This is a genomic window from Candidatus Aciduliprofundum sp. HYA1, from assembly GCF_056175085.1.
This window is the reverse complement of the sequence record NZ_CM149694.1, coordinates 531,987-552,599: the sequence shown is the minus strand read 5'-3', so window position 1 is coordinate 552,599 and position 20,613 is coordinate 531,987. Positions and strand designations below refer to the sequence as shown.

Sequence of the window (20,613 nt, the reverse complement as noted above, 5' to 3'; positions counted from 1 at the left end):
ATGGTGAAGATGATTCTGACAGGTAATGAGAGCGCCGCATGGGGGGCAAGATTATCAAGGCCCAAGGTTGTTGCGGCATATCCAATAACTCCCCAGACGAGTATAATTGAAACCATAGCATCTTTCATAGCCAACGGCGAGATGGACGCCCGATACATAAGGGTGGAGTCCGAGCACTCAGCCATGGCGGCGTGCATAGCAGCCCAGAATACAGGAGTAAGGACCTTCACGGCCACAAGCGCCCATGGTCTCACGCTCATGCACGAACTCCTGATCTGGGCCTCTGGGGCGAGATTGCCCATAGTTATGAGCGTGGTTAACAGGGCAATGGCCCCGCCTTGGAGCGTCTGGACCGATCAGATGGACAGCATGGCGCAGCGAGATACGGGCTGGATTCAGATTTATACGGAGAACAACCAGGAGGTTCTGGACTCCATAATAATGTCCTACAGGATAGGGGAGAAGCACCACATTCTCCTGCCCACCATGGTCATGGAGGATGCCTTCATCCTGAGCCACACATCCGAGGGTGTGGATGTGCCCGACCAAAAACTAGTGGATGATTTCCTCGGTGAGTATGATCCTGCGTTCAAACTTGAGCCAGGAAACCCTGAGGGCTACGGCTCCTTGATAATGCCCGAGGGCCCCTATATGGAGTTCCGCTACAAGATGGCCCTGGCGATGGACGATGCGAGGAAGGAGATTAGGAAAACGGTGGAGGAGTTCGCCGAGGTATTTGGCAGGGAATACGCACCCCTTGTGGAGGAGTACAGAACAGAGGATGCAGAAGCGATAATGGTGGTTCTTGGCACCATAGGCTCCACGGCCAAGGACATAGTGGATAGAATGCGGGAGAAGGGAAAGAAGGTTGGCCTTGCCCGCGTGAGGTACTTCAGGCCATTCCCCTACGAGGAGATAAGGAATCTGGCAAAGAAAGCTGATATGCTTGGAATCGTGGATAGAAGTTACACCTTCGGCTACGGGGCGGATCTATACACCGAAAGCAAGGCGGCCCTCTACGGGCATTCCAGCGTGCCCGTGAAGAACTATGTTATGGGGCTGGGCGGAAGGGATATCACGCCCGAGATACTGGTGAAGGTGTTTGACGACATGCTCAAAATTGCCAGGGAAGGACAGGTAGATAGGGAAATTGAATGGGTTGGATTGCACGGCGATGAGAGGTGGTCATGATGCGTAAATTAACCATACCCGAAGAGGAGTACATGCTTCCGGGGCACACCGCGTGCCTTGGCTGCGGTGCAACCATAGCAATGAGGTATGTTCTCAAGGCCCTGGGAAAGAATACGATACTTTCAATTCCCGCGTGCTGCTGGGCCGTGATACCTGGAGTTTATCCGCACCGCACACTTGAGGTGCCCCTGCTCTACACGGCCTTTGAAGTCACGGGTGCCGCCATATCCGGCATAAGGGAGGCACTCAACGCCATGGGCAAGGAGGATGTGAATGTTGTTGGCTTTGCGGGAGATGGAGGTACCGCCGATATAGGCCTCCAGGCCCTCAGCGGAGCAATGGAGCGTGGCCACGATGTATTTTACATAATGTACGATAACGAGGCGTATATGAACACGGGAATTCAGCGTTCCGGTTCCACGCCTCCGGGTGCCTGGACAACGACCACGCCGGGAGGAAAGAAGAGGATGTACAAGTGGGAGCCGAAAAAGAGCGTGGCCGAGATCATGGTGGCCCATCATATTCCCTACGTGGCCACGGCAACCATAGCCTATCCCGAGGATATGATCGCAAAACTGAGAAGGGCAAAGGAGATAAAGGGTCCAAAGTTCATACAGATTTTCTCTCCCTGCCCAACGGGTTGGAAGCACAGCCCGGATAAAACTGTGGAAATCTCGCGCCTGGCTGTGCAGACCAATGCATTCCCGCTTTACGAAGTGGTCAACGGAAAGTACCGCATAACTGTCAGACCAAAGAATCCAAAGCCGATAAAGGAGTACCTCCGACTGCAGGGAAGATTTAGGCACCTTACAGAGGATGAGATTGCCAGGATTCAGGAGTATGTGGACGAGAACTGGAAGGCCTTGCTCAAGAAGGAAAGATGCTCGCAGGAGGAGGAATGATGAAATTCCAGCACATATTGCTCAACGAACCTGGAAGGAAGGAATTTCTCCTGGGAAATGAAGCGGTGGTACGAGGTGCCCTTGAAGCGGGCTTGGACTTCGCGAGCACATATCCCGGAACGCCATCAAGTGAGATAGGAAACACGCTTTTCTACATAGCCAAGAAGGCGGGCATATACTTTGAGTTCTCCACCAATGAGAAGGTTGCCATGGAGGTGAGCGCCGCTGCAGCCGCCTCGGGACTCCGTGCCCTCGTGTTCTTCAAGCATGTTGGCTTGAATGTGGCTGCGGATGCATTCATGAGTACCGCCTACATAGGCACAAATGGCGGGCTCGTGATCTTAACGGCGGATGACCCAAGCATGCACAGCAGCCAGAACGAGCAGGATAACAGATATTACGCTCAAATTTCCGGAATGCCCATGGTGGAGCCCTCTAGCGCTCAGGAGATGAAGGACTTTATAAAGGAGGCCTTTGAAATTTCAGAGTCTCTACAACTCCCCGTTCTCTTTCGCACCACGACCCGCGTGAACCATGTGCGGGGCATAGTGGAGTACGGCGAGATGAGGGAAAAGCGAGGGAAGGGATACTTCAAAAAGGATCCAAACAGGTATGTGCCCGTACCTGCAAATTCCCGCAGAATGCATCTCGCACTCCTGGAGAAGATTGAAAGAGCGAGGAAGATGGCAAATTCCTCACCGCTTAACAGGGTGGAATGGAATGATGGAGATATAGGGATAATAACGAGCGGTGTGGCCTACAACTATGTTTACGATGTTCTTTCCCAACTTGGCATAAAGGCGAATATCCTGAAACTTGGATTCACCCATCCATTTCCGGACGAACTCGTGAAGGACTTCATACAGAAGCATAAGAAGATAATAATCGCGGAGGAACTTGAGCCCTACCTTGAAAAAGAGACGAGGCTCGTGGCACAGATGAACGGGCTTGATGTGGAAATATACGGGAAGTTGAATGGCTATTTCCCTCGGGCCTACGAGTACAACCCGGATGTTATAAAGGATGCCCTTGAGAAAATTTTGGGTATGAAGATTGAAAGAAACGCGTACGAGCCAAAGCCCATTGAACTTCCCTCTCGCCCACCAGTTTTATGCCCCGGATGTCCGCACCGCGCCACATACTATGCTGCCATGATGGCCCTGAAGCAACTCAAGATAAAGGATGCCATAATAACCACGGACATTGGATGCTACACCCTGGGTATTCAGAAGCCCTATGAGATGGCCGATTATCTTCTCTGCATGGGCTCCAGCATAGGCACCGCCGTTGGCTTCTCAAAGGCCACGGAACAAAAGGTTATCGGCTTTGTGGGCGATTCCACATTCTTCCACGCAGCGATTCCCGGGCTCATAGATGCGTATCACAATAAGGCGAATCTCGTTTATGTCGTGCTTGACAATCGCACCACCGCAATGACGGGGCATCAGCCGCATCCCGGATTGCCGATGGACGGCATGGGCAACAAGGCACCCTATGTGGACATTGAAAAACTCGTTCGTGGCATAGGCATTGACTTCGTTCGCACGGTGGATCCATACGACGTGAAGGAAACGATAAAGGTGTTCAAGGAGGCAATCCAGCACGAGGGAATATCGGTGATAATCGCCAAGAGGGAATGTGCCCTGTTATGGGATGCAGCCCGCAGGAAGCAGGGAGAGTGGTGGGTATACGAGATAAATCAGGACAAGTGCACCCAGTGTGGAATATGCTCCGACTGGCTCGCATGTGTTGCCATATACAAGGACAGAGATGATCTCGCACCCAACGGAAAGCCCAAGGTGAAGATAAACGATGCGCTCTGCGATGGCTGTGGAGTTTGTGCCACAGTATGTCCATTCAATGCCATAGAGAAGAAGGTGATAAGATGAAGAGCACAAACATCATATTCGCAGGAGTTGGCGGCCAAGGGGTACTCACCGCATCAAGCATAGTGGGCAAGGCGGCTTTGCTCTCCAACATAAATGTTGTTATGAGCGAGGTCCATGGCATGGCGCAGAGGGGTGGAGTTGTGGTCACTGAGATGAAGATAGGCGAGGCCAAGAGCCCTCTCATAGGCAGGGGTGAGGCCGATATAATAGTGGCCTTTGAACCGGTGGAGGCCTACAGGGTTCTCGGCAAAGCACATCCTGGCTCTTATGTCATAGTGAACACAGAGCCCATTGTGCCGATAACCGCATCCCTTGGCGAGTCAAGGTATCCGGAGGTGGATGATCTTCTAAACGCAATGGATGGCCTAAAAGTCCTGCCCCTTGAGGCCACGGAACTGGCGAGAAAGGCGGGAAATTCCATAGCCACGAACATAGTTATGCTGGGGGCCCTGTCAAAGGTTCCCATTTTCCCCATAGAGAAGGATGTGCTGATTGAGGCTATAAAGAGCACAATAAGCCCGAGGTTCCATGAGATGAATTTGAGAGCCTTCGAGATGGGCTACGGGGCCCTTGAACTCTAATACCTCGTGTAGATTTTTTCCTCCTTTTTTCTCTCCCAGAGAAGAAGACCCAGTGAGGTAACGGTCAAACCCGCTCCAACGAAAAATATGACAATGGATAAGTAACTAAGCATAACAAATTTTTGGAGTTCAGCATCTCCAACTATGGATATTGAGACCTTCATTTTGAAATCATTTGGATTTTCTATTTTTAGAGTGTAATTTCCTGGCTCAAGGATTATATCGGCATTGCTCACATTGCTCGCGGTTTTAACCACTCCCCCTGAATTCAGGATTTCGTAGGAAAAATTGGAATATGAGGAAATGAGCACATGCTTTCTCTCCGTAAGATTCAGGGATATTTTCTTCATTGAAATTCCAGATATAACAACTTCGTGAGAATTACCCGATGCCCATATGTGAAGAGCCCCCAAGGTTATTGAGGCTGAGAGAAGCAAAGCTACACCCAGGATCAGCAAGAGCGTGTATCTCCTCATACCCATTAAAATTCCCATAAACTATATTAACGTTTTCAGTTTGCGAAGGAATTAAATAATGCCCGTGCATATTTGCATCGTGGATTACATCTCTGCGGGAGACATTGAAAAATATTCGTACTGTCCCCTTAGCTGGTGGTTGAGCAGGAAGGAGAAGCACACGGAAAATGAGGGGGTCAGAAAGCACAGAGAAATAAGCGAAGAGGCAAAGAAGATGAAGAAGAGTTACTCCAAAATGAAGGACTCTGAAAGCATGGCAATATACTACTCAATTGGAGCAACGCTCATTGCACTTGTTGGCATATCCTTTCTCTACTCCTCACCACTGCTAAGCAGGGTGTTCATGATCCTTGCAATTGGATGGCTTCTCTTCTCTCTATACCTACTCTGGAAATTTGAGAAATACGTTTTACTCTGGGAGAGAAAGGATGTGGAGCGAGTCATGGTCATAGCTTCTGGGGCAGCAACCATATTCTCAATATTCGCCGTGACCTTCGTTCTACCTCCAAACTTCGCGCTGGGATACGTGATGGAGGTACTCTCCCTCCTGTGGCTCATATTCGCCACGTACTTTCTGTACATATCCCTGAAAAGCGAGTTTCAGTACAATGAGCTGAAGAAAAAACTCAAACTTCCGGACGGGGAGATCATATATGTGGACGATTTGCAGCAGAGCCCCATTCTTAAAAGCGAGAAATACAAGATATGGGGAAGACCGGATCTGCTCATAAAAAAGGGCGATGATTACATACCTGTGGAGATTAAAACCGGGCGCATACCCCGTGGTCCTCTGTTCTCCCACATAATGCAGTTAACAGCCTACATGGTGCTCGTTGAAGAAAACTACAAAACTCCCCCCTATGGGCTCCTAAAATACGGACCCGTGGTATACAAAATTGAGTACGAGGAGGACCTGAAGAATATTATGCTGGGAAAGGTTGATGAGATGAGGAGGGCCCTTGAAACGGGGGAGGTCCACAGGAATCACCACAAGGTTGGAAAATGCATTCACTGCTCACGAAGGGATATCTGCCCAGAGAGACTTGCTTGAGAGAAAGTTTAAAATTCAATGATGAGTTATTTGGGACGAGGTGATGGGTATGAAGATTACGTGGTTGGGACATTCAGCATTCCTCATCGAGGAAGATGGAAAGAGAGTACTTGTGGACCCGTTCATCACGGGGAATGATATGGCTCCCGTTAAGCCAGATGAAATAGAGTGTGATATCATAGCAGTGACACATGGGCATGGGGACCACCTTGGAGATGCCGTGTTCATATCCAAGCGCAAGAACGTGCCCGTTGTGGCAATCTACGAGGTTGCGCAATACATTGCATCGAAGGGTGCCAATGCGGTGGGAATGAATTTCAGCGGCACCTACGAGCAGGATGGAATAAAACTGAGCATGGTTCCTGCACTTCATTCCTCTGGCATAACGGAGAGCAATTTCACCCACGATGGTGGCATACCTGCAGGATTCATAATTGAGATAAATGGAAAGAGGGTTTACCACGCTGGAGACACCGGTCTCTTTGGAGATATGAAGATAATAGGGGAGATCTACAAGCCCGATGTTGCACTGCTCCCCGTTGGAGGGTTGTTCACCATGGATCCAAAACTCGCAGCCATAGCGGCAAAATGGATCAGGCCAAAATATGTGATTCCAATGCACTACAATACCTGGCCTCCGATAACTGCAAATCCAGAGGAGATGCGTGAGGATCTGGAAAGAGAGGGAATAAAACTGATCATCCTGAAACCGGGGGAGAGTTTCTCCTTCTAAATTTTTATTTTTCAAGCGAAAATACTTTATGAATAAAGAATATCCTCTCCCAATGTCATGGAGCAAGTTGAGGGAGTACATACTGCATATAAGCCTCGCACTATTTGTTATCGGGATATACCTGCTGATAACAAGCGGATACTGGGTTCTGGCCTCCACAAAATTCATTCAGAAGGATCCGGGAATGGACTATCTAACCGCATGGGCTGGAAACTGGAACTACTGGCTCTTGGTCATAGGAATAATATTTGTGATAGCAGGTGGCTGGTTCACATTTGATACCCTCAGAAAGAGACTGAAATTTGAGGAATACATAGATTCTGAGAGCAAGAGGGAGTTTGTGAGCAATCTTCGTGAACTTGAGGAAATATCCTACAAACTGGGCAAGAAATACCAGGAGCGACTGGAAGAAACTAAGAGAAAATGGAGAGTAAAGTAATTGTTCTTCTGATTCTCCTTTTCCTGATACCCCTGGCAAATTCTGCCCCAGCTGAGCAACAGCACCTCCTGATCTACGAGGTCAGTCCATCCCCATATCCGGGTACGAATATGGAATACGTCTGCATTTTAAATCCCCTCTCTGAGAGGGTAAATCTTTCCGGATATTACATCACCGATTTTGAGGGAAGAATTCCCCTAAATGGAAGTATCGCCCCACATTCCAAGATTTACATCGCCCAGAATTCAACATCCTTTTTCAAATTTTTCGGATTTTATCCCAATTTTACATACATGGGCCATTTTGCCCTGGCAAATAGGGGAGATGAGGTTGCCCTATTCCACAAATCGAGAATGATAGACCTGCTCGTTTACGGCGATTCAAAATACTCGGGTCTAGGATGGGAAGGGCCATCTGCTCATGTGAGCACAGGTCACATTCTCCGCAGAATAGGTACGGAGGATACAAACACATCCAGGGACTGGAGCAATTACCACGTGATCGGTCAGAGTGACTTCAAAAACAGAGAGTTCAAAGCATCAATTGAGATCTTTCCATATCCGGATAGATGGAGGGAGGCCCTGAGATTTTTAAATTCCTCCAGGAGGAGTATTATGATCGAATCCTACACGATGGATAGTATGGCATTTGAAAGGGCCCTTCTCAATAAATTAAAAGATGGGGTCAGGGTGAGAATTCTCCTTGATGGAAATCCCATAGGAGGAATGAGCGACGAAGAAAAATACATAGTAAATGAACTGTGGAAGAGCGGTGCAAACATAAGTTTCATGGTAAACGATCCAAAGGAGGGAATATACGATAGATATAGATTTCTTCACGCCAAATTCATCGTGAGGGACGAGGATGCAGTGTTAATATCAACGGAGAATTTCGGGCACTCGGCCCTTTCACCCTGCGGAAATCGTGGCTATGGGATCATAGTTAAAGATGAGGATTTCGCACATTATGTCTCCAGAATTTTTGAAGATGATACCAAAAAAGTTCAGGATATAAAAACATACCAGGGAGAGTTCAACTCAACAAATGCAAGTTTCAATTATGAATATGAACTCCGTAGAAGCGTGTTTGATAGTATAAACCTCACTGCTTCCATAGAGCCGGTGATAGCTCCGGATTTTGCTCCATACTCCTTCAAAAATTTTGTTGATACCCAGAGAGATCTAAAGATTGAGGCACTTTACATAGGGAAAGAAATATGGAATGACATCAGAAACAAAACCACCTATGCAATTGTTCAGCACCCCTATGCTGGCGAGAATGTGAAAAGATTTGACGGTACGGAGCATTACATCGAGTACCTCCACGCCAAACTTATGATAGGAGAGGATGCAGTGCTCGTTGGAAGCATGAATTTTGGCGTGTCTTCAATGGAGGACAACAGGGAATTTTCCCTTGTTATAAGAAGCAAGAGAGCAGTATCCTACCTAACAAAAATATTCAACTACGACTGGAAGGGAGAGTTCAAGCCCTTTCCCGTTGTAAAAATGAATATCCAGGGCGATAGGATTGACTTTGATCTATCCAAGAGCATAGGGAAGGATCTCACCTATTATGTTTACGTTGATGGAAATCTCGTGCATAGGGGAAGAACACCGGTATTCAGCATCAACATCGCTCCCGGAAGGCATAAAATAGAGATAAGGGTTAAAGACCATTGGGGCAATGAGAAATCAATATGTAGGGCGGTTAATCTGCCAAACTCCAATTTTGACCCGCGTATCCCCATAGTATTACTCCTGGTGGCACTTTTCCTTTACAAAATTTGGAAGGACCATGGATGAACTGTAAATTTCCCCGTTAAAATACCTTGTTGGAAAATTCGGCTCTCTCCTCATTCTTATTGGCTCATCCCCCGCAATTGCAAAGGCCCACATACCAGAGGGATAAGTGGGAATATAGGCAAGATACAGACGCACATACCTGAATTCCTTGGATAACAGGGCATGCACATTGCAAACCTCCTCCGGATGGTAAATCGGTGTGCCGCACTGCTGGGAAATAACCCCCCCTGGAGCAAGGGCGTTTCTCAGGTATCTGTAGAATTCTCCAGAAAACAGTTTTTCTGCTGGGCCAACAGGATCCGTGGAATCTATTATTATGACATCAAAATTCTTTTCCCTCTTCACAAATTCAATTCCGTCCTCTATGTGAATGTGAACCCTTGGATCATCGTAACTGCTTGCAACAAATGGAAGGTGCTTTCTCGATAACCTAACAACCTCTTCGTCTATCTCAACAACATGAACCTCATCGGGATCGTGTTTCAGAGCCTCCCTGGCTGAGCCACCGTCACCTCCCCCAATTATGAGTATTCTCCTTGGATCCGGGTGGGTGAGCATGGGAGGGTGCACGATCATCTCGTGGTACACAAACTCATCCCTTTCCGTGAGTTGAACGGTTCCATCTATAACGAGAAGTTTTCCGTAATCGTACGTATCAAAAATATGGATATCCTGGTAGGGAGAGCGAACATGCTCAACCTCCCTCCTTATCCTGAACCCAAGTTTAACATTATTTGTGTGCATTTCCGAGAACCAGAGTTCCATAAACTGTGGCAAATATACAAAATATTTTAATCTTTTGCGAAAAATTACCTCCTGCAAGGTTATACATATACTTTTCTCAAAAAATAACGGGAAAATAGCAATAACTTTTTTATAGGAAATGTGATATCGCTCCCAGCACGGTGATGTAGCATGCTACGGGATAAACTTGGATTTAATATGGACAGGAAAACAGTGCTTGTCGTTGTGGCCCTTGCCCTTATCATGGCCCTCGCATTTTTCATAAGGGTTTACTGGGCAATTGGGCCATCGATACAGTACGGATATTCGGTGTCTGGAGGTTCGGATTCCTATTACCATGAGAGAATTTTAAAATACATTCTCACGTCCAAGCATCAACTTCTTAACGATCCTATGCTGAATTATCCCATGGGGCTAGATAATCCCAGGCCCCCCCTGTTTCACTGGTCCATAATACTTGCCAGCATGATATTCTATCCATTCCTGGATGCGTATCATTCAGCGGTACTTATGCTCATACTATTCCCGGCAATATGGGGAACACTGACCCTGATTCCGGTGTACCTTATGGGGAGGGAGGCATTTGGCAGAAGAGTCGGACTTGTTTCGGCTTTTCTCCTTTCCATTATGCCCGCTTACATAATGAGAAGTGTCGCCACTCAAGCGGACTGGGACGCATTTGATATATTCTTCATAACATGGATGTTCTACTTCTTCCTCAAGGCTCTGAAAGAGAGCCCTTCAAGAAAATGGATTAAGAACTGGTTCAATGGGAAAGAATTAAAAGATGGGTTCAGAGCATTTTTCGCAGAGAATAAAAAAGCGGTCATATACAGTGCGCTTGCAGGGGCTTCCTTAGGGGCTCTTGGACTTGCATGGAAGGGATACACCTACGCGCTTTCAATTCTCGCAATATATCTTTTCATTCAAGTCATAGTGAACAGATTCAGGAACAGATCAAATTTTCACATCCTTGTATTCACAACAATTTACACCCTTATTGGGTTCTTGATGATGTTTCCATGGTACTACGCCACCCACAGACTTGAAAGCTGGTACGAGGTGCCATTGATCGTCATACTCATTCCACTCCTAACGGCCCTGTATTTCGAGTTAACAAACAAATATCCCTGGCCCCTGGTGTTCACCGCAGGTGCAGGCGGGCTTGGTGCGTTCGCCGTGATAATGAACGTCTTCCTGCCCGATATATGGGGCAAACTGGTGAGCGGCCAGGGTTACTTTGTTCATAACAAATTATACTCCACCATAGCAGAGGCACAGCCAGTAACGATGGGCGTCCTGACAATGTCCTTTGGTATCGGAATTTTCTTCCTGTCCATTGCAGGAATAATTTACCTACTTTTATCTCTCAGGAAGAAATCAGCCGATTACTACGTATTCATCGTTCTTTACACCGCAATAGCCATATTTATGGCCATATCCGCAGCGAGATTCATGTTCAACGCCTCTCCGGCAGTGGCCCTCACCGCGGCCGTTGCCCTGATCTGGCTAATAGATCTCGTGGACATACGCAAATCAATGGAAGAATTCAAAAAATACGGTGGCTCCTGGAGAAAATCTCTGAAAAAGAGCCTGAAAATCTCCCAGATAACGGTTGTACTGGTGGTTGCTCTGCTTGTCATCTTCCCCACCATGTGGAGTGCCGTTGACGCCGGAATTCCATACGAAACAAAGGATAAGTTTGACAGGCAGATTTACAACAGCATGCCATCATTTATGAGACCAAACGAGACCACGTACAACAAATCTGCCCCATGGTACCTTGGGGCATTTGGATACTCCATTCCAAAGCCTGAATATCCATGGCAACGGGCCTGGAAGTGGTTAAGTGAGCAGGACAATTCAACACCTCCTGCAGATAGACCTGCCTTCGTGTCCTGGTGGGATTACGGCTTCCAGGCCGTGGCTCAGGGCAAGCATCCGGCCATTGCAGATAATTTTCAGGATGGTTATCAGATTGCGGCTCAGATAATAACGGCCCAGAACGAGAGTGAGGTGATCTCACTTTTCATAGCCAGGTTGCTTGAGGGAGATTTCCACAAAAATAATGGATCTCTCAGCCAACCGATAATGAATGCCCTTATTAAATACGCAGGAAAGGATAAAGCCGCAAAGATAGTTGATATCCTCAACGATCCCGATAAGTACAGGAAGATCATCGTTGATAATCCCCAGATTTACGGACTTTATTCAAGTGACATATCCTCTAAGAATGCACTCTATGTGGCAATAAAGGGAACCCTCGCCTATCTACCCCAGCACGATTTGCTGTCCATTTACGATGCGATTCGAAACAACACCGGGTGGGATATAAGATACTTTGCCGTTGATTATAGACTGTTCCCATTCTCGGGCACAAGAACCGGCATATTCTACGCTCCAGCAAAACTTGGGGACAGGAGGGTTTACAATTACGGTGGAACAGTGGTACCATACGACTTCTACCAACTCAAGGCTGTGGATTCAAATGGAAACACCTACGATCTCGACAAGATTCCCGGAAACGTTAGGATAGTGGGCTACAAGATAATTTACAAACCAATGTTTTACCACTCAATGCTGTATCGCACTTTCATAGGATACTCCGGTCAGGATATTGGGAAGGGAGATGGAATTCCAGGGTTCTCTCCGGATCTGGGGAGTTACCAGCCAATGCAGGCATGGAATATGACACATTTCAAACTGGTTTATAAGACAGCATACTGGAACCCCTACAAGGACTACAAAAACCACACCAAGGCATGGAAGCCCATACCCATAGAGCTGGCCCTGAAATATCTGAAGGAAAAGAAGGGCACTGTGGAGCTCAATCCCCCGGCTTATCAGGTTCTCCCCAACGATGTGGTCATAGTCAAATTCTACGAGGGTGCAGTTATAGAAGGGCACATTCGCCTGTCCACAGGGGAACCCATGAAGCACGTGAGGGTGACTCTCTTTGACGAATACGGAATACCCCACGATACAACATTCACAAACGACACCGGATATTTCAGAATACTTTCAGTGGCGGGTAATATGACCCTGGTGGTCTCCACTGACGGGGGATACAACAAGCTAAAAATGGTGGATAAAACAATTCTGGCTCAGATAAAGATAAATGTGAGTGAGGAGCAGGCGATGCGCCTCAAACCAAATTTCACCATAGTAAAGAACATAGTTATCAAACCTGCAAATCTTGATGGTGTGGTGTATTACGATATGAACCACAACAATAAACTGGATCAGAGTGATATCAAACTGAATAACGCCACATTCATACTCTCAAATTCAACCTATGGATACCACGTGGAGGTTCCAATAAAGAACGGGCAGTACTCCATAAAGGATATACCTCCTCACTCCTACAACATAGGGCTCATAATAAATGGAAAAACGTTCCAAAAGATAGATACAGTAACGCTTCACGCAGGAATAAATCTAACCAAGGATATAAAACTCCTGCCCTCCTTCGTCAAGGGCATGGTTACCTACTCCAATGGAACACCTGCGGCGAATGCAACTGTTGAACTCAACGGCATTTACGCCAGATACACCGCAAAGACAAATTCAACAGGTGCATTCAAGGTAATGGTTGTGCCAGACAACTACACACTTACGGCAAGCAAGGGTGATTACTATTCAAAGCCTCAGGATGCCCCTGTTGGAGACTGGAACAAGACGATAAGCGACAATGTAACCCTAACCCAGGGATTCACCCTGACGGGATACCTGACTTACAATGGGGAACCCGTGAAGGATGCTGTTGTGAAGGTCAAGAGCACTGTGGGATACGACGTTTACATTCTCCAGACGGATAAAAACGGCAGATTCTCTCTTAAATTGCCAAGTGGAATATACACGGTTTACGCCCTTTCAAATTATGGGGCACAGAAGATAGCCTATGCGGGAGATGTCACCCTTTACGGAGATATGCAGATCAAAATGAGCATGGAAAAGGCCTACATGGTGTATGGCAAGGTAACCTCCAAGGACAAGATAGTGGGAGACATAGAAATATCCGCATTCAGAGGATCCACGTTTACCACCTGGTTCGTAAATCAAACGGGTTACTTCAACATATATCTTCCTGAGGGAACCTATTCAATAGGGTTCATAGGGTTCAACAACAGTTACTCTCCGTATTTCAGCAGGGAAATCGTTAAACTTTACAGGGATGTTGAGATAAACCCGTTCCTTCAGCAGGCAGAGACAATAAAGGGATACGTGTACTACGATAAGAACGGTAACGGAATTATGGATAAAAATGAAACGATAAAGAGCGGCTTGGTAATGCTCAGGGATAGCAAGGGTTACTATGAGGTCAGAAGCATACCCCCTGCTGGAGAATTTACCCTCGGAACCACCCTCACGTATACACTCAGTGCAGAGATCTATGGATACCATATGGTAAAGACCTACACGGAAAATTCAAAGGCATATATACAGATGTCTCCAAACCTGGTAACAATTACGGGCAGGGTTATAGTGGATAACTCAACAAACACAAGGCCACTCACCATAAGACTGGTTTCGGAGGATAGGACCTACACGATAGAGAACGTTCTTGGCTCATACTCAATAAAGGTTCTTCCGGGGACGTATAGATTTGAAATCTCTGGAAATAACATAGCGTATAAATACGGGAAAATATCGGTTACTGCAAATGTAGGAGATGCTAAGATTGTGAAAGATATCAGCATAAAGGCCATAGCCCACGTGAATATTATCTCTCCCGCAGACAACGTTTACTGGTACAAGAATGGCACGCTGGTGACCATGGGGAAGAATGTGAATATCGCACCAGGAAAGTACACCGTATACCTTAGAGGATATGAAAGGGCAGCCCTTGTTAAGATAGAGGTGAACGAAAATATGTCCACGGAGATCAACCTTGAAAACGGATACTTTGTAAAAATCAACCAGGAAAACTTCTCCTACCAGTTGCCTGTGAAGATAAACTCAACAGCCGGAAATATAACCTGGAAGTATTCCAGCATCGTGCTTCCTCAGGGCCAGTATCTCTTCGAGATACACGTGAAGAAGATGGTGTATGGAAACTACTACCTCTATTTCACCCAGGTGCTCAAATTCGTAAATAAAGACACGGTGGTTGTCCTGCATGTTTCCACAGAGAGGATCCTTGCAGAGGTGCAGGGCGTTGTCACACTGGATGGAAGAGGGGTGGCAAATGCGGTTGTGCAGTTCATACCTGTGGATACAGAACTTAAAAATGTAACGGCCATAACGGATTCTGCTGGATATTACAATGTAAAGCTCACCCCTGGAGAGTACACCGTGTACACATACTACATCATGGGCGGTCACAGGTACGCATACCTGGGGAGTGTGAACGTGGAGGAGAAATTGACCCTCAACATAGAGTACAGAGATGCGTACCTTCTCACCGGTCAGGTTTATATGAAGGACAAAACGATATCCACCTACGTATATCTTGACACACCCTACGGAACACTCAGTGAGATGGCAAATGGGTCCTACTATTTCATACTGCCTTCGGGAAATTACACAATCAGAGCCAGTTCCTCTGATATTGAATACGGTCAGACGGTTAAATACACCATCAACGAGAAAATCAGCATATCCCATGACACATATATGGACCTGGCCCTAAAGAGAAACAGCGTTCATATGGTCACAGTACACGTGATGGGATTTGACAAATATGCCGTACCATACAAGAGCATATGGGTCCTTGTAAAACTAAAGAACACGGGAAATACTCCTGAAAAAGTTAAATTTGAAACGTTCTCGGGATGGAGTGTTCTCAATCCTCAAACCTACACGTTAAATCCGGAGGATACAAAAATCGTGAGTGTTAGCCTGAAGGTACCCCTTGCAAAGGCGGGGGACAATGAGGTCCATCTAAGAGCAAAGTACACCCAATTCACAGATGTCTATTTCCACGTGAACGTTGCAAAATACTACAATACAACCGCAAAATACACCCTGGTTTCCTGGAACGATAATGCCCTGATATACAAGATAGACATAGCCAACAATGGAAACACCTGGGTAAATTACACCTTCAACGTGCTTAACATAGAGGAACTTCATCTCAGGGGCTGGAATGTGGAAATATACGGTAAACTGGGACCGGTAAATTATCTCAACGTCTCTTCAAAGGGCAAGGGATCAATAGAGATACGCCTTGTTGCAACCAAGAGCAGACCAGGACTCTCGGTACCCGTGCAGATGGCCATAGTTGGACCTCAGAAAACGATAACGGTGAGCATGCCTCTGAGAGAGGTCTCTGTGAGTACCACCCAGGTGTACATCCAGGCACCAGGTGTGACCAATTACACGGCGTTCACAATATCAACAACGTGGTACGTTCTATGGGGATTCACAATAGCCATATTTGCAGCCTTCATAGTACTTTGGAGGTGGAAGAAGTGAAAAAACTGCAAATTGCAATACTGATCTCTCTTCTCCTTTTGGGGACCATTCCCCTGGGTGCCCATGCCAGCCAGTTAAATATCCACATAGATGGCCCAACAATAATAGGCACCAACCAAACGGTACAGTACAAGGTATACGTGGAAGGGTATTTTCCGCTTTACAGATGCGGTATTCTGATGAGTGGATACAACCTCACAGGTGCAAAGCCCCTGAACCAGTACGTCACATCAAGCAAGGATGGTTACTTTGTGTTCAACATAACCGCTCCAAACGTACCCCAGACGATATACCTGAACTTCGCTGCCTACGGAATGATCAACAACACCAAGATAGGAGCAACCACATCCAGGGTCCTGGCGGTTCAGGTAAAGAGGGCCATGGACGTTAATGTAAAAATAAAGAACCCCGAAAATTACGATCTATACAACACCGTACTATCCTTCTATCTGGATGGAAGATACATAGGCAACACCACGGTTAAGGTCATCAAGGCAAATTCCACAAAAGATGTGACTTACAAATGGATTCCAAACGGGCTGTACAGCGGAGAGCATGTTCTCACAGTGAAAATATCCAACAACGGGGTGGTTTTTGCAAACGGCCAGAAAACCTACGAGTATCGCTTCTATTACGGCACACCTCCATCGTACGAGTACATAACATACCTGAGCTGGGGCCTTCTCATCCTGGTAATCGTCCTGTTTACCCTGTTTTTCCTGGGCAGACATGGAAAGAAAAGCGGACCTGCTCCAAAATGGAAAAAATAATCATTTCATTCTTTTTACAAAATTTATCCATCTCTTTTTGTCCTCTATATCACCACTATGCTCATACTCCTTTAAGAAAAGAACGATCCTTCTGAGAATTATGGCCTTCTGAACAATTTCTTCCGGCACATCCTCCATTGAGCGTATATCCTCCCGTATCTGCTCGTAGAGAGCCTTATATTTTACAATCGTATTCTCTCCTGGAGAGGATATATCATCCTTCAGAGGATAAATCCTGCCATATATCTCAATTTTATCCGGAATTTCAACTGCCAGAACATTAACAAGGTTATCTATCCTCCTTATGGCCTCTTCCCTCTTCATTGTCCATTCCTCGCAAGTTCTATGGCCTCTTTCAGGGTGATTTCGCCAAGAGCAACTCTCTTTGCCAGGATTTTGGATATGGTGAGAAGGCCTCCGCTTTCAATTCTGCTCATTCTCTGTATCTCACGGAGGTACCCCTCCGTTATCACGATATTCATTTTCTCCCTGATCCTCTTCCCACGGGTAAATGCAATCACCTTGGCTGCCTCCACATTCCTGTTGGATATGGACTCTGAGGTGTTCTCCTCATTTACCATCTCGACCATGTAATCATCAAGGAGAGAGTTTATTATCCTGTTTCTGTTGGTTATATCCCCATCTCCAACCCTCACGATCATTACGGAGGGTTCGTACCCAAATTCTATTGAATCTACAACGGCGCGCACCTCCTCCACGGAGGATAACTGAATTTCCTCCACAACATTTCCATCTCCAACAACTGCAACGCCCGGCTTGGGGCCAGGATCTATACCAACAATAAGTTTCTCAAATCTCTTCTTTCCATAGAATCTTGACTGCAGTTTCCTTATGCACTCCCTTGCCTCATGACAAAGCACAAAGATCGCACCCTCAAGATGATCTGTGAGAACAACATCGCAACCGTCAAAATTATCTGTAACTATCCTGAACCTGTAGCCCTCTTCCTTTAGAGCGCGCTCCACCCCATATTCAAGTTTGTAATCCTCCATCGCGATGCAGATTCTCACAGTTTCACAAAAAAATTCTGATATTTTAAGGTAGCGGGTGGAAATTTAAATACGAGGAGTTCATGCTATGCCGATGAACGGCTGGTTCCTTGCACTTACCCTCATAGTAGCCTGGATTCTTGGGCTCTACGCACTTTACAGGTATGGGAAGATCAAGGGTCCACTATCACTCTACGGACCAGCCCTCATGCTCAAGACAAAAAGGGGACTTGGAACAATTAAAAAACTCGCAAAATCAAAATTCTGGATTTATTACGGGAATTTTGGGGTTGGACTCTCCCTCATCATCATGGTGGCCGTATTTCTTCTGGTTCTGTGGCAGGCCTTCCTCGTTACAACGATTCCCCCATCTGAGGCCCCATCACCCCTAAAGGCCCTGGGCATACCCGGTATAAACCCTGTGATTCCCCTTTGGTACGGAATACTGGGGCTAATTGTTGCCATAGTTATCCACGAGTTCTCCCACGGATTTCTTGTGGCAGCCCAGAAACTAAAATTAAAATCCATTGGTGTTCTTCTGTTCGTAATACCCATAGGGGCCTTCGTGGAACCGGACGAGGAACAACTTATGAAAACTTCCAAGAGGAAGAGAATGAGAGTTTTCGCAGCTGGACCCACATCCAACATAATTCTGGCCGCTGTGCTAATAGTGGTAATTGCACTCCTGGTGGGGGGAATAACACCAAAATACAACGCATTTTACGTGGCTTCAAATTTTGAGGATAATCCCAATTTCAATGCTCTTCCCGTGGGAACAGTAATTCTGAAAATAAATGGCACACCCATAAACAGCATCCAGGATTTCATCAACGTAAATGCCCCCACCCCCGGAAAAAAGGTCAGCGTTGAAATTTACAACGGAAAAATTGAGAATGTTAGCGTTTACAGTGGGGTGGTTGTGATCTCTGCCCTCAAGGGATATCCCGCCTACGATTCTGGCATAAGACCCGGATGGATATTCTATTCAATAAATGGTAGTGTTGTGAAAAACGAGCAGGAGTTTTTCAAGATTCTCAATAAAACGCGCAGTGGAGTGCCTGTGCATATAAGTATGTTCAAACCCCCAGATAGGTGGATGAATGTGACTGTTGTGCTCGCTGACAAGTACACCTACTTTGAGAAATACGCACCTCAACTCAACAAACCATGGTATCGGGGCAAGGGATTCCTGGGAATCAACGCCGGATATCTTGGCATAGGGCTTGGTGATTCCCAGTACCTCAAAAACCTGATAGGAAACCCATACGCAGATGTGAGAAACCCAAACGATTTCTTCAGGGCCACCATGGCCTACATAGCACTGCCATTTATGGGACTCATGCCGTTTCCCCAGAACCTTCAGCATTTATTCAGCACACCTTTTCCAGGATTCTGGATACTGGTAAACTCCCTATACTGGATATTCTGGCTCAATCTCATGCTGGGAATGACCAATCTCCTCCCTGCGGTGCCTTTGGACGGAGGGTATGTGTTCAGGGACTTTATAACATACATCTGCGAGAAATTGAAATTAAAAAATCCGAAGAAAATGGGGGATGCCATAACAACGTTTTTCAGTTTTATGGTTTTAATCCTCATCATCTGGCAGTTTGTTGGACCCAGGATATAGGGAGCCAAGACTCATCTGAACGGATGTCCCGGAACTGGGGAAAAGGGCCCTGTAACGGGAATCACTCATAACAAGATCGTAAAAGGTTATCACCGGCTTATCAATTTTCAGTTCCCTCTTCAATTTTGGATCGGCAGAGGCAAAGTTGAAGCAAAGGGTGCAGGGATGAGGGTCCGAGGCGAGAAAATAACACATACCATCGCGATAGTAAATGCACCTTGAGGCTATGGAGTATTTCATAGGCCCCCTATGTTTTTTCACTAAATAAGTTTTTCACCGTGCATTTTTCCAAGGGCAACAAGGCCTTCACTCTCATCTATGGCAAATATTTCAAAATCAGGATGTGCGTGTTTGAGTATGGGCGATATGTAATCATTCCTCGTTATATCCGTCCCATAGGCGTAAAGGCTCGCTGCGGGCAAAACAATCAATCCACTTGCTAAGAGAAAACAGGGATACTTGGCAGATGCATAAACCTCGTCCCTCAGGGTTATGGATGGATGCTCATGTCCCATTATGAGGGTTTTCCCCTCCGGTACATCCAGATGCCTGTGGCCGTGGGCAAAAACATAGTTCCCAAGAATAAGAGAATCCACCAGCGGTACTTCCCGACGCTTGAGTATGTTTCTCAGAAAATTATCGTGGTTCCCTCTAACCACTGTCAGTTTACTTCTATCCCTGATGAAATCAACGACACTCTCAATCTCTCTCCATTCCTGGGGCATGTTCCTGGAGAATTCGTGCTTTAAATCACCATCTATGATAAAACTCCTGGGGTCGTACCTTTCAAAAATTTTTTCGAGCAGGTCAATGATGTAGGGATACTGCAATTTCGGAAGAAAAACTCCCTTCTGGGCCATCACATCCTCATAGCCAAGATGAAAATCCGCCATAACCGCGGTCTCGTAATCTTCAAGGTAGAGCATGAAGTACCTCGTAAGGGTGATATCCCCCAGATTTATCTCTTCCACACACTTC

Annotated in this window: 17 protein-coding genes; 11 read left to right on the top strand and 6 right to left on the bottom strand. The window is 46.4% G+C overall.

The features are described from left to right. The 4 genes from porA to iorB are packed head-to-tail and all read left to right on the top strand — an operon-like array spanning nucleotide 1 to nucleotide 4,563. The gene (porA, locus tag AC0S1O_RS03125) at nucleotides 1–1,191 is read left to right on the top strand and encodes a pyruvate ferredoxin oxidoreductase (protein ID WP_475394305.1); all 1,191 of its coding nucleotides are present in this window, start codon (nucleotides 1–3) and stop codon (nucleotides 1,189–1,191) included. Continuing rightward, a complete protein-coding gene (gene porB / locus AC0S1O_RS03120; RefSeq protein WP_475394304.1) occupies nucleotides 1,191–2,093 on the top strand; it encodes a pyruvate synthase subunit PorB in 903 nt (300 codons plus the stop codon). Before porA ends, porB begins: the two co-directional genes overlap by 1 nt. Beyond that, nucleotides 2,093–3,982, top strand: coding sequence for an indolepyruvate ferredoxin oxidoreductase subunit alpha (gene iorA, locus AC0S1O_RS03115; RefSeq protein ID WP_475394303.1), 1,890 nt, complete (start codon nucleotides 2,093–2,095; stop codon nucleotides 3,980–3,982). Before porB ends, iorA begins: the two co-directional genes overlap by 1 nt. Beyond that, on the top strand, nucleotides 3,979–4,563 hold the full coding sequence (gene iorB, locus AC0S1O_RS03110; RefSeq protein WP_475394302.1) for an indolepyruvate ferredoxin oxidoreductase subunit beta: 585 nt from the start codon (nucleotides 3,979–3,981) through the stop codon (nucleotides 4,561–4,563). The genes iorA and iorB overlap by 4 nt, the downstream gene beginning before the upstream one ends. Here iorB and AC0S1O_RS03105 read toward each other — a convergent pair. Beyond that, nucleotides 4,560–5,039, bottom strand: coding sequence for a hypothetical protein (locus AC0S1O_RS03105; RefSeq protein WP_475394301.1), 480 nt, complete (start codon nucleotides 5,037–5,039; stop codon nucleotides 4,560–4,562). The genes iorB and AC0S1O_RS03105 overlap by 4 nt on opposite strands. A 58-nt stretch (nucleotides 5,040–5,097) precedes the next feature. On the opposite strand from AC0S1O_RS03105, the gene cas4 reads away from it, so the two are divergent. The 4 genes from cas4 to AC0S1O_RS03085 are packed head-to-tail and all read left to right on the top strand — an operon-like array spanning nucleotide 5,098 to nucleotide 9,064. Then, nucleotides 5,098–6,090 carry a CRISPR-associated protein Cas4 gene (gene cas4, locus AC0S1O_RS03100; RefSeq protein ID WP_475394300.1) on the top strand — a complete coding sequence of 331 codons (993 nt, stop codon included), beginning with the start codon at nucleotides 5,098–5,100 and terminating at the stop codon, nucleotides 6,088–6,090. A gap of 49 nt (nucleotides 6,091–6,139) precedes the next feature. Continuing rightward, nucleotides 6,140–6,823 (top strand): metal-dependent hydrolase, encoded by a 684-nt coding sequence (locus AC0S1O_RS03095; protein WP_475394299.1) that lies wholly within the window; start codon nucleotides 6,140–6,142, stop codon nucleotides 6,821–6,823. Nucleotides 6,824–6,851: 28 nt separating this feature from the next. Next, nucleotides 6,852–7,262: a DUF3198 domain-containing protein gene (locus AC0S1O_RS03090; protein ID WP_475394298.1), complete on the top strand. Its 411-nt coding sequence runs from the start codon at nucleotides 6,852–6,854 to the stop codon at nucleotides 7,260–7,262. Continuing rightward, nucleotides 7,247–9,064 (top strand): phospholipase D-like domain-containing protein, encoded by a 1,818-nt coding sequence (locus AC0S1O_RS03085; RefSeq protein WP_475394297.1) that lies wholly within the window; start codon nucleotides 7,247–7,249, stop codon nucleotides 9,062–9,064. The genes AC0S1O_RS03090 and AC0S1O_RS03085 overlap by 16 nt, the downstream gene beginning before the upstream one ends. Here AC0S1O_RS03085 and speE read toward each other — a convergent pair. After that, nucleotides 9,014–9,829 carry a polyamine aminopropyltransferase gene (speE, locus tag AC0S1O_RS03080; RefSeq protein WP_475394296.1) on the bottom strand — a complete coding sequence of 272 codons (816 nt, stop codon included), beginning with the start codon at nucleotides 9,827–9,829 and terminating at the stop codon, nucleotides 9,014–9,016. The two genes, AC0S1O_RS03085 and speE, sit on opposite strands and share 51 nt — an antisense overlap. A 150-nt stretch (nucleotides 9,830–9,979) precedes the next feature. Here speE and AC0S1O_RS03075 point away from each other — a divergent pair, with 150 nt between their 5' ends. Next, nucleotides 9,980–16,225, top strand: coding sequence for a carboxypeptidase regulatory-like domain-containing protein (locus AC0S1O_RS03075; protein ID WP_475394295.1), 6,246 nt, complete (start codon nucleotides 9,980–9,982; stop codon nucleotides 16,223–16,225). Continuing rightward, nucleotides 16,222–16,995: a CARDB domain-containing protein gene (locus AC0S1O_RS03070; RefSeq protein WP_475394294.1), complete on the top strand. Its 774-nt coding sequence runs from the start codon at nucleotides 16,222–16,224 to the stop codon at nucleotides 16,993–16,995. Before AC0S1O_RS03075 ends, AC0S1O_RS03070 begins: the two co-directional genes overlap by 4 nt. Here AC0S1O_RS03070 and AC0S1O_RS03065 read toward each other — a convergent pair whose 3' ends face one another. Beyond that, nucleotides 16,996–17,319, bottom strand: a complete 324-nt coding sequence (locus AC0S1O_RS03065; RefSeq protein ID WP_475394293.1) for a hypothetical protein — start codon at nucleotides 17,317–17,319, stop codon at nucleotides 16,996–16,998. It abuts the gene before it with no gap. Continuing rightward, complete coding sequence (locus AC0S1O_RS03060) at nucleotides 17,316–18,026, bottom strand: hypothetical protein (RefSeq protein WP_475394292.1); 711 nt, start codon at nucleotides 18,024–18,026, stop codon at nucleotides 17,316–17,318. The genes AC0S1O_RS03065 and AC0S1O_RS03060 overlap by 4 nt, the downstream gene beginning before the upstream one ends. Nucleotides 18,027–18,099: 73 nt before the next feature. On the opposite strand from AC0S1O_RS03060, the gene AC0S1O_RS03055 reads away from it, so the two are divergent. Further along, a complete protein-coding gene (locus AC0S1O_RS03055) occupies nucleotides 18,100–19,635 on the top strand; it encodes a site-2 protease family protein (RefSeq protein WP_475394291.1) in 1,536 nt (511 codons plus the stop codon). Here the strand turns inward: AC0S1O_RS03055 and AC0S1O_RS03050 are convergent. After that, nucleotides 19,594–19,875: a hypothetical protein gene (locus tag AC0S1O_RS03050; protein WP_475394290.1), complete on the bottom strand. Its 282-nt coding sequence runs from the start codon at nucleotides 19,873–19,875 to the stop codon at nucleotides 19,594–19,596. The genes AC0S1O_RS03055 and AC0S1O_RS03050 overlap by 42 nt on opposite strands. Nucleotides 19,876–19,895: 20 nt before the next feature. After that, nucleotides 19,896–20,606 carry a metallophosphoesterase gene (locus AC0S1O_RS03045; RefSeq protein ID WP_475394289.1) on the bottom strand — a complete coding sequence of 237 codons (711 nt, stop codon included), beginning with the start codon at nucleotides 20,604–20,606 and terminating at the stop codon, nucleotides 19,896–19,898. Between the last annotated feature and the right edge of the window lie 7 nt (nucleotides 20,607–20,613).

Bases quoted from the DNA above. Each gene is read 5' to 3' on its own strand.
- speE (WP_475394296.1), bottom strand. From the start codon at position 9,829: ATGGAACTCTGGTTCTCGGAAATGCACACAAATAATGTTAAACTTGGG.
- AC0S1O_RS03065 (WP_475394293.1), bottom strand. From the start codon at position 17,319: ATGAAGAGGGAAGAGGCCATAAGGAGGATAGATAACCTTGTTAATGTT.
- AC0S1O_RS03095 (WP_475394299.1), top strand. From the start codon at position 6,140: ATGAAGATTACGTGGTTGGGACATTCAGCATTCCTCATCGAGGAAGAT.
- cas4 (WP_475394300.1), top strand. From the start codon at position 5,098: ATGCCCGTGCATATTTGCATCGTGGATTACATCTCTGCGGGAGACATT.
- porA (WP_475394305.1), top strand. From the start codon at position 1: ATGGTGAAGATGATTCTGACAGGTAATGAGAGCGCCGCATGGGGGGCA.
- AC0S1O_RS03085 (WP_475394297.1), top strand. From the start codon at position 7,247: ATGGAGAGTAAAGTAATTGTTCTTCTGATTCTCCTTTTCCTGATACCC.
- iorB (WP_475394302.1), top strand. From the start codon at position 3,979: ATGAAGAGCACAAACATCATATTCGCAGGAGTTGGCGGCCAAGGGGTA.
- AC0S1O_RS03090 (WP_475394298.1), top strand. From the start codon at position 6,852: ATGAATAAAGAATATCCTCTCCCAATGTCATGGAGCAAGTTGAGGGAG.
- AC0S1O_RS03055 (WP_475394291.1), top strand. From the start codon at position 18,100: ATGAACGGCTGGTTCCTTGCACTTACCCTCATAGTAGCCTGGATTCTT.
- porB (WP_475394304.1), top strand. From the start codon at position 1,191: ATGCGTAAATTAACCATACCCGAAGAGGAGTACATGCTTCCGGGGCAC.
- AC0S1O_RS03105 (WP_475394301.1), bottom strand. From the start codon at position 5,039: ATGAGGAGATACACGCTCTTGCTGATCCTGGGTGTAGCTTTGCTTCTC.
- iorA (WP_475394303.1), top strand. From the start codon at position 2,093: ATGAAATTCCAGCACATATTGCTCAACGAACCTGGAAGGAAGGAATTT.
- AC0S1O_RS03050 (WP_475394290.1), bottom strand. From the start codon at position 19,875: ATGAAATACTCCATAGCCTCAAGGTGCATTTACTATCGCGATGGTATG.
- AC0S1O_RS03075 (WP_475394295.1), top strand. From the start codon at position 9,980: ATGCTACGGGATAAACTTGGATTTAATATGGACAGGAAAACAGTGCTT.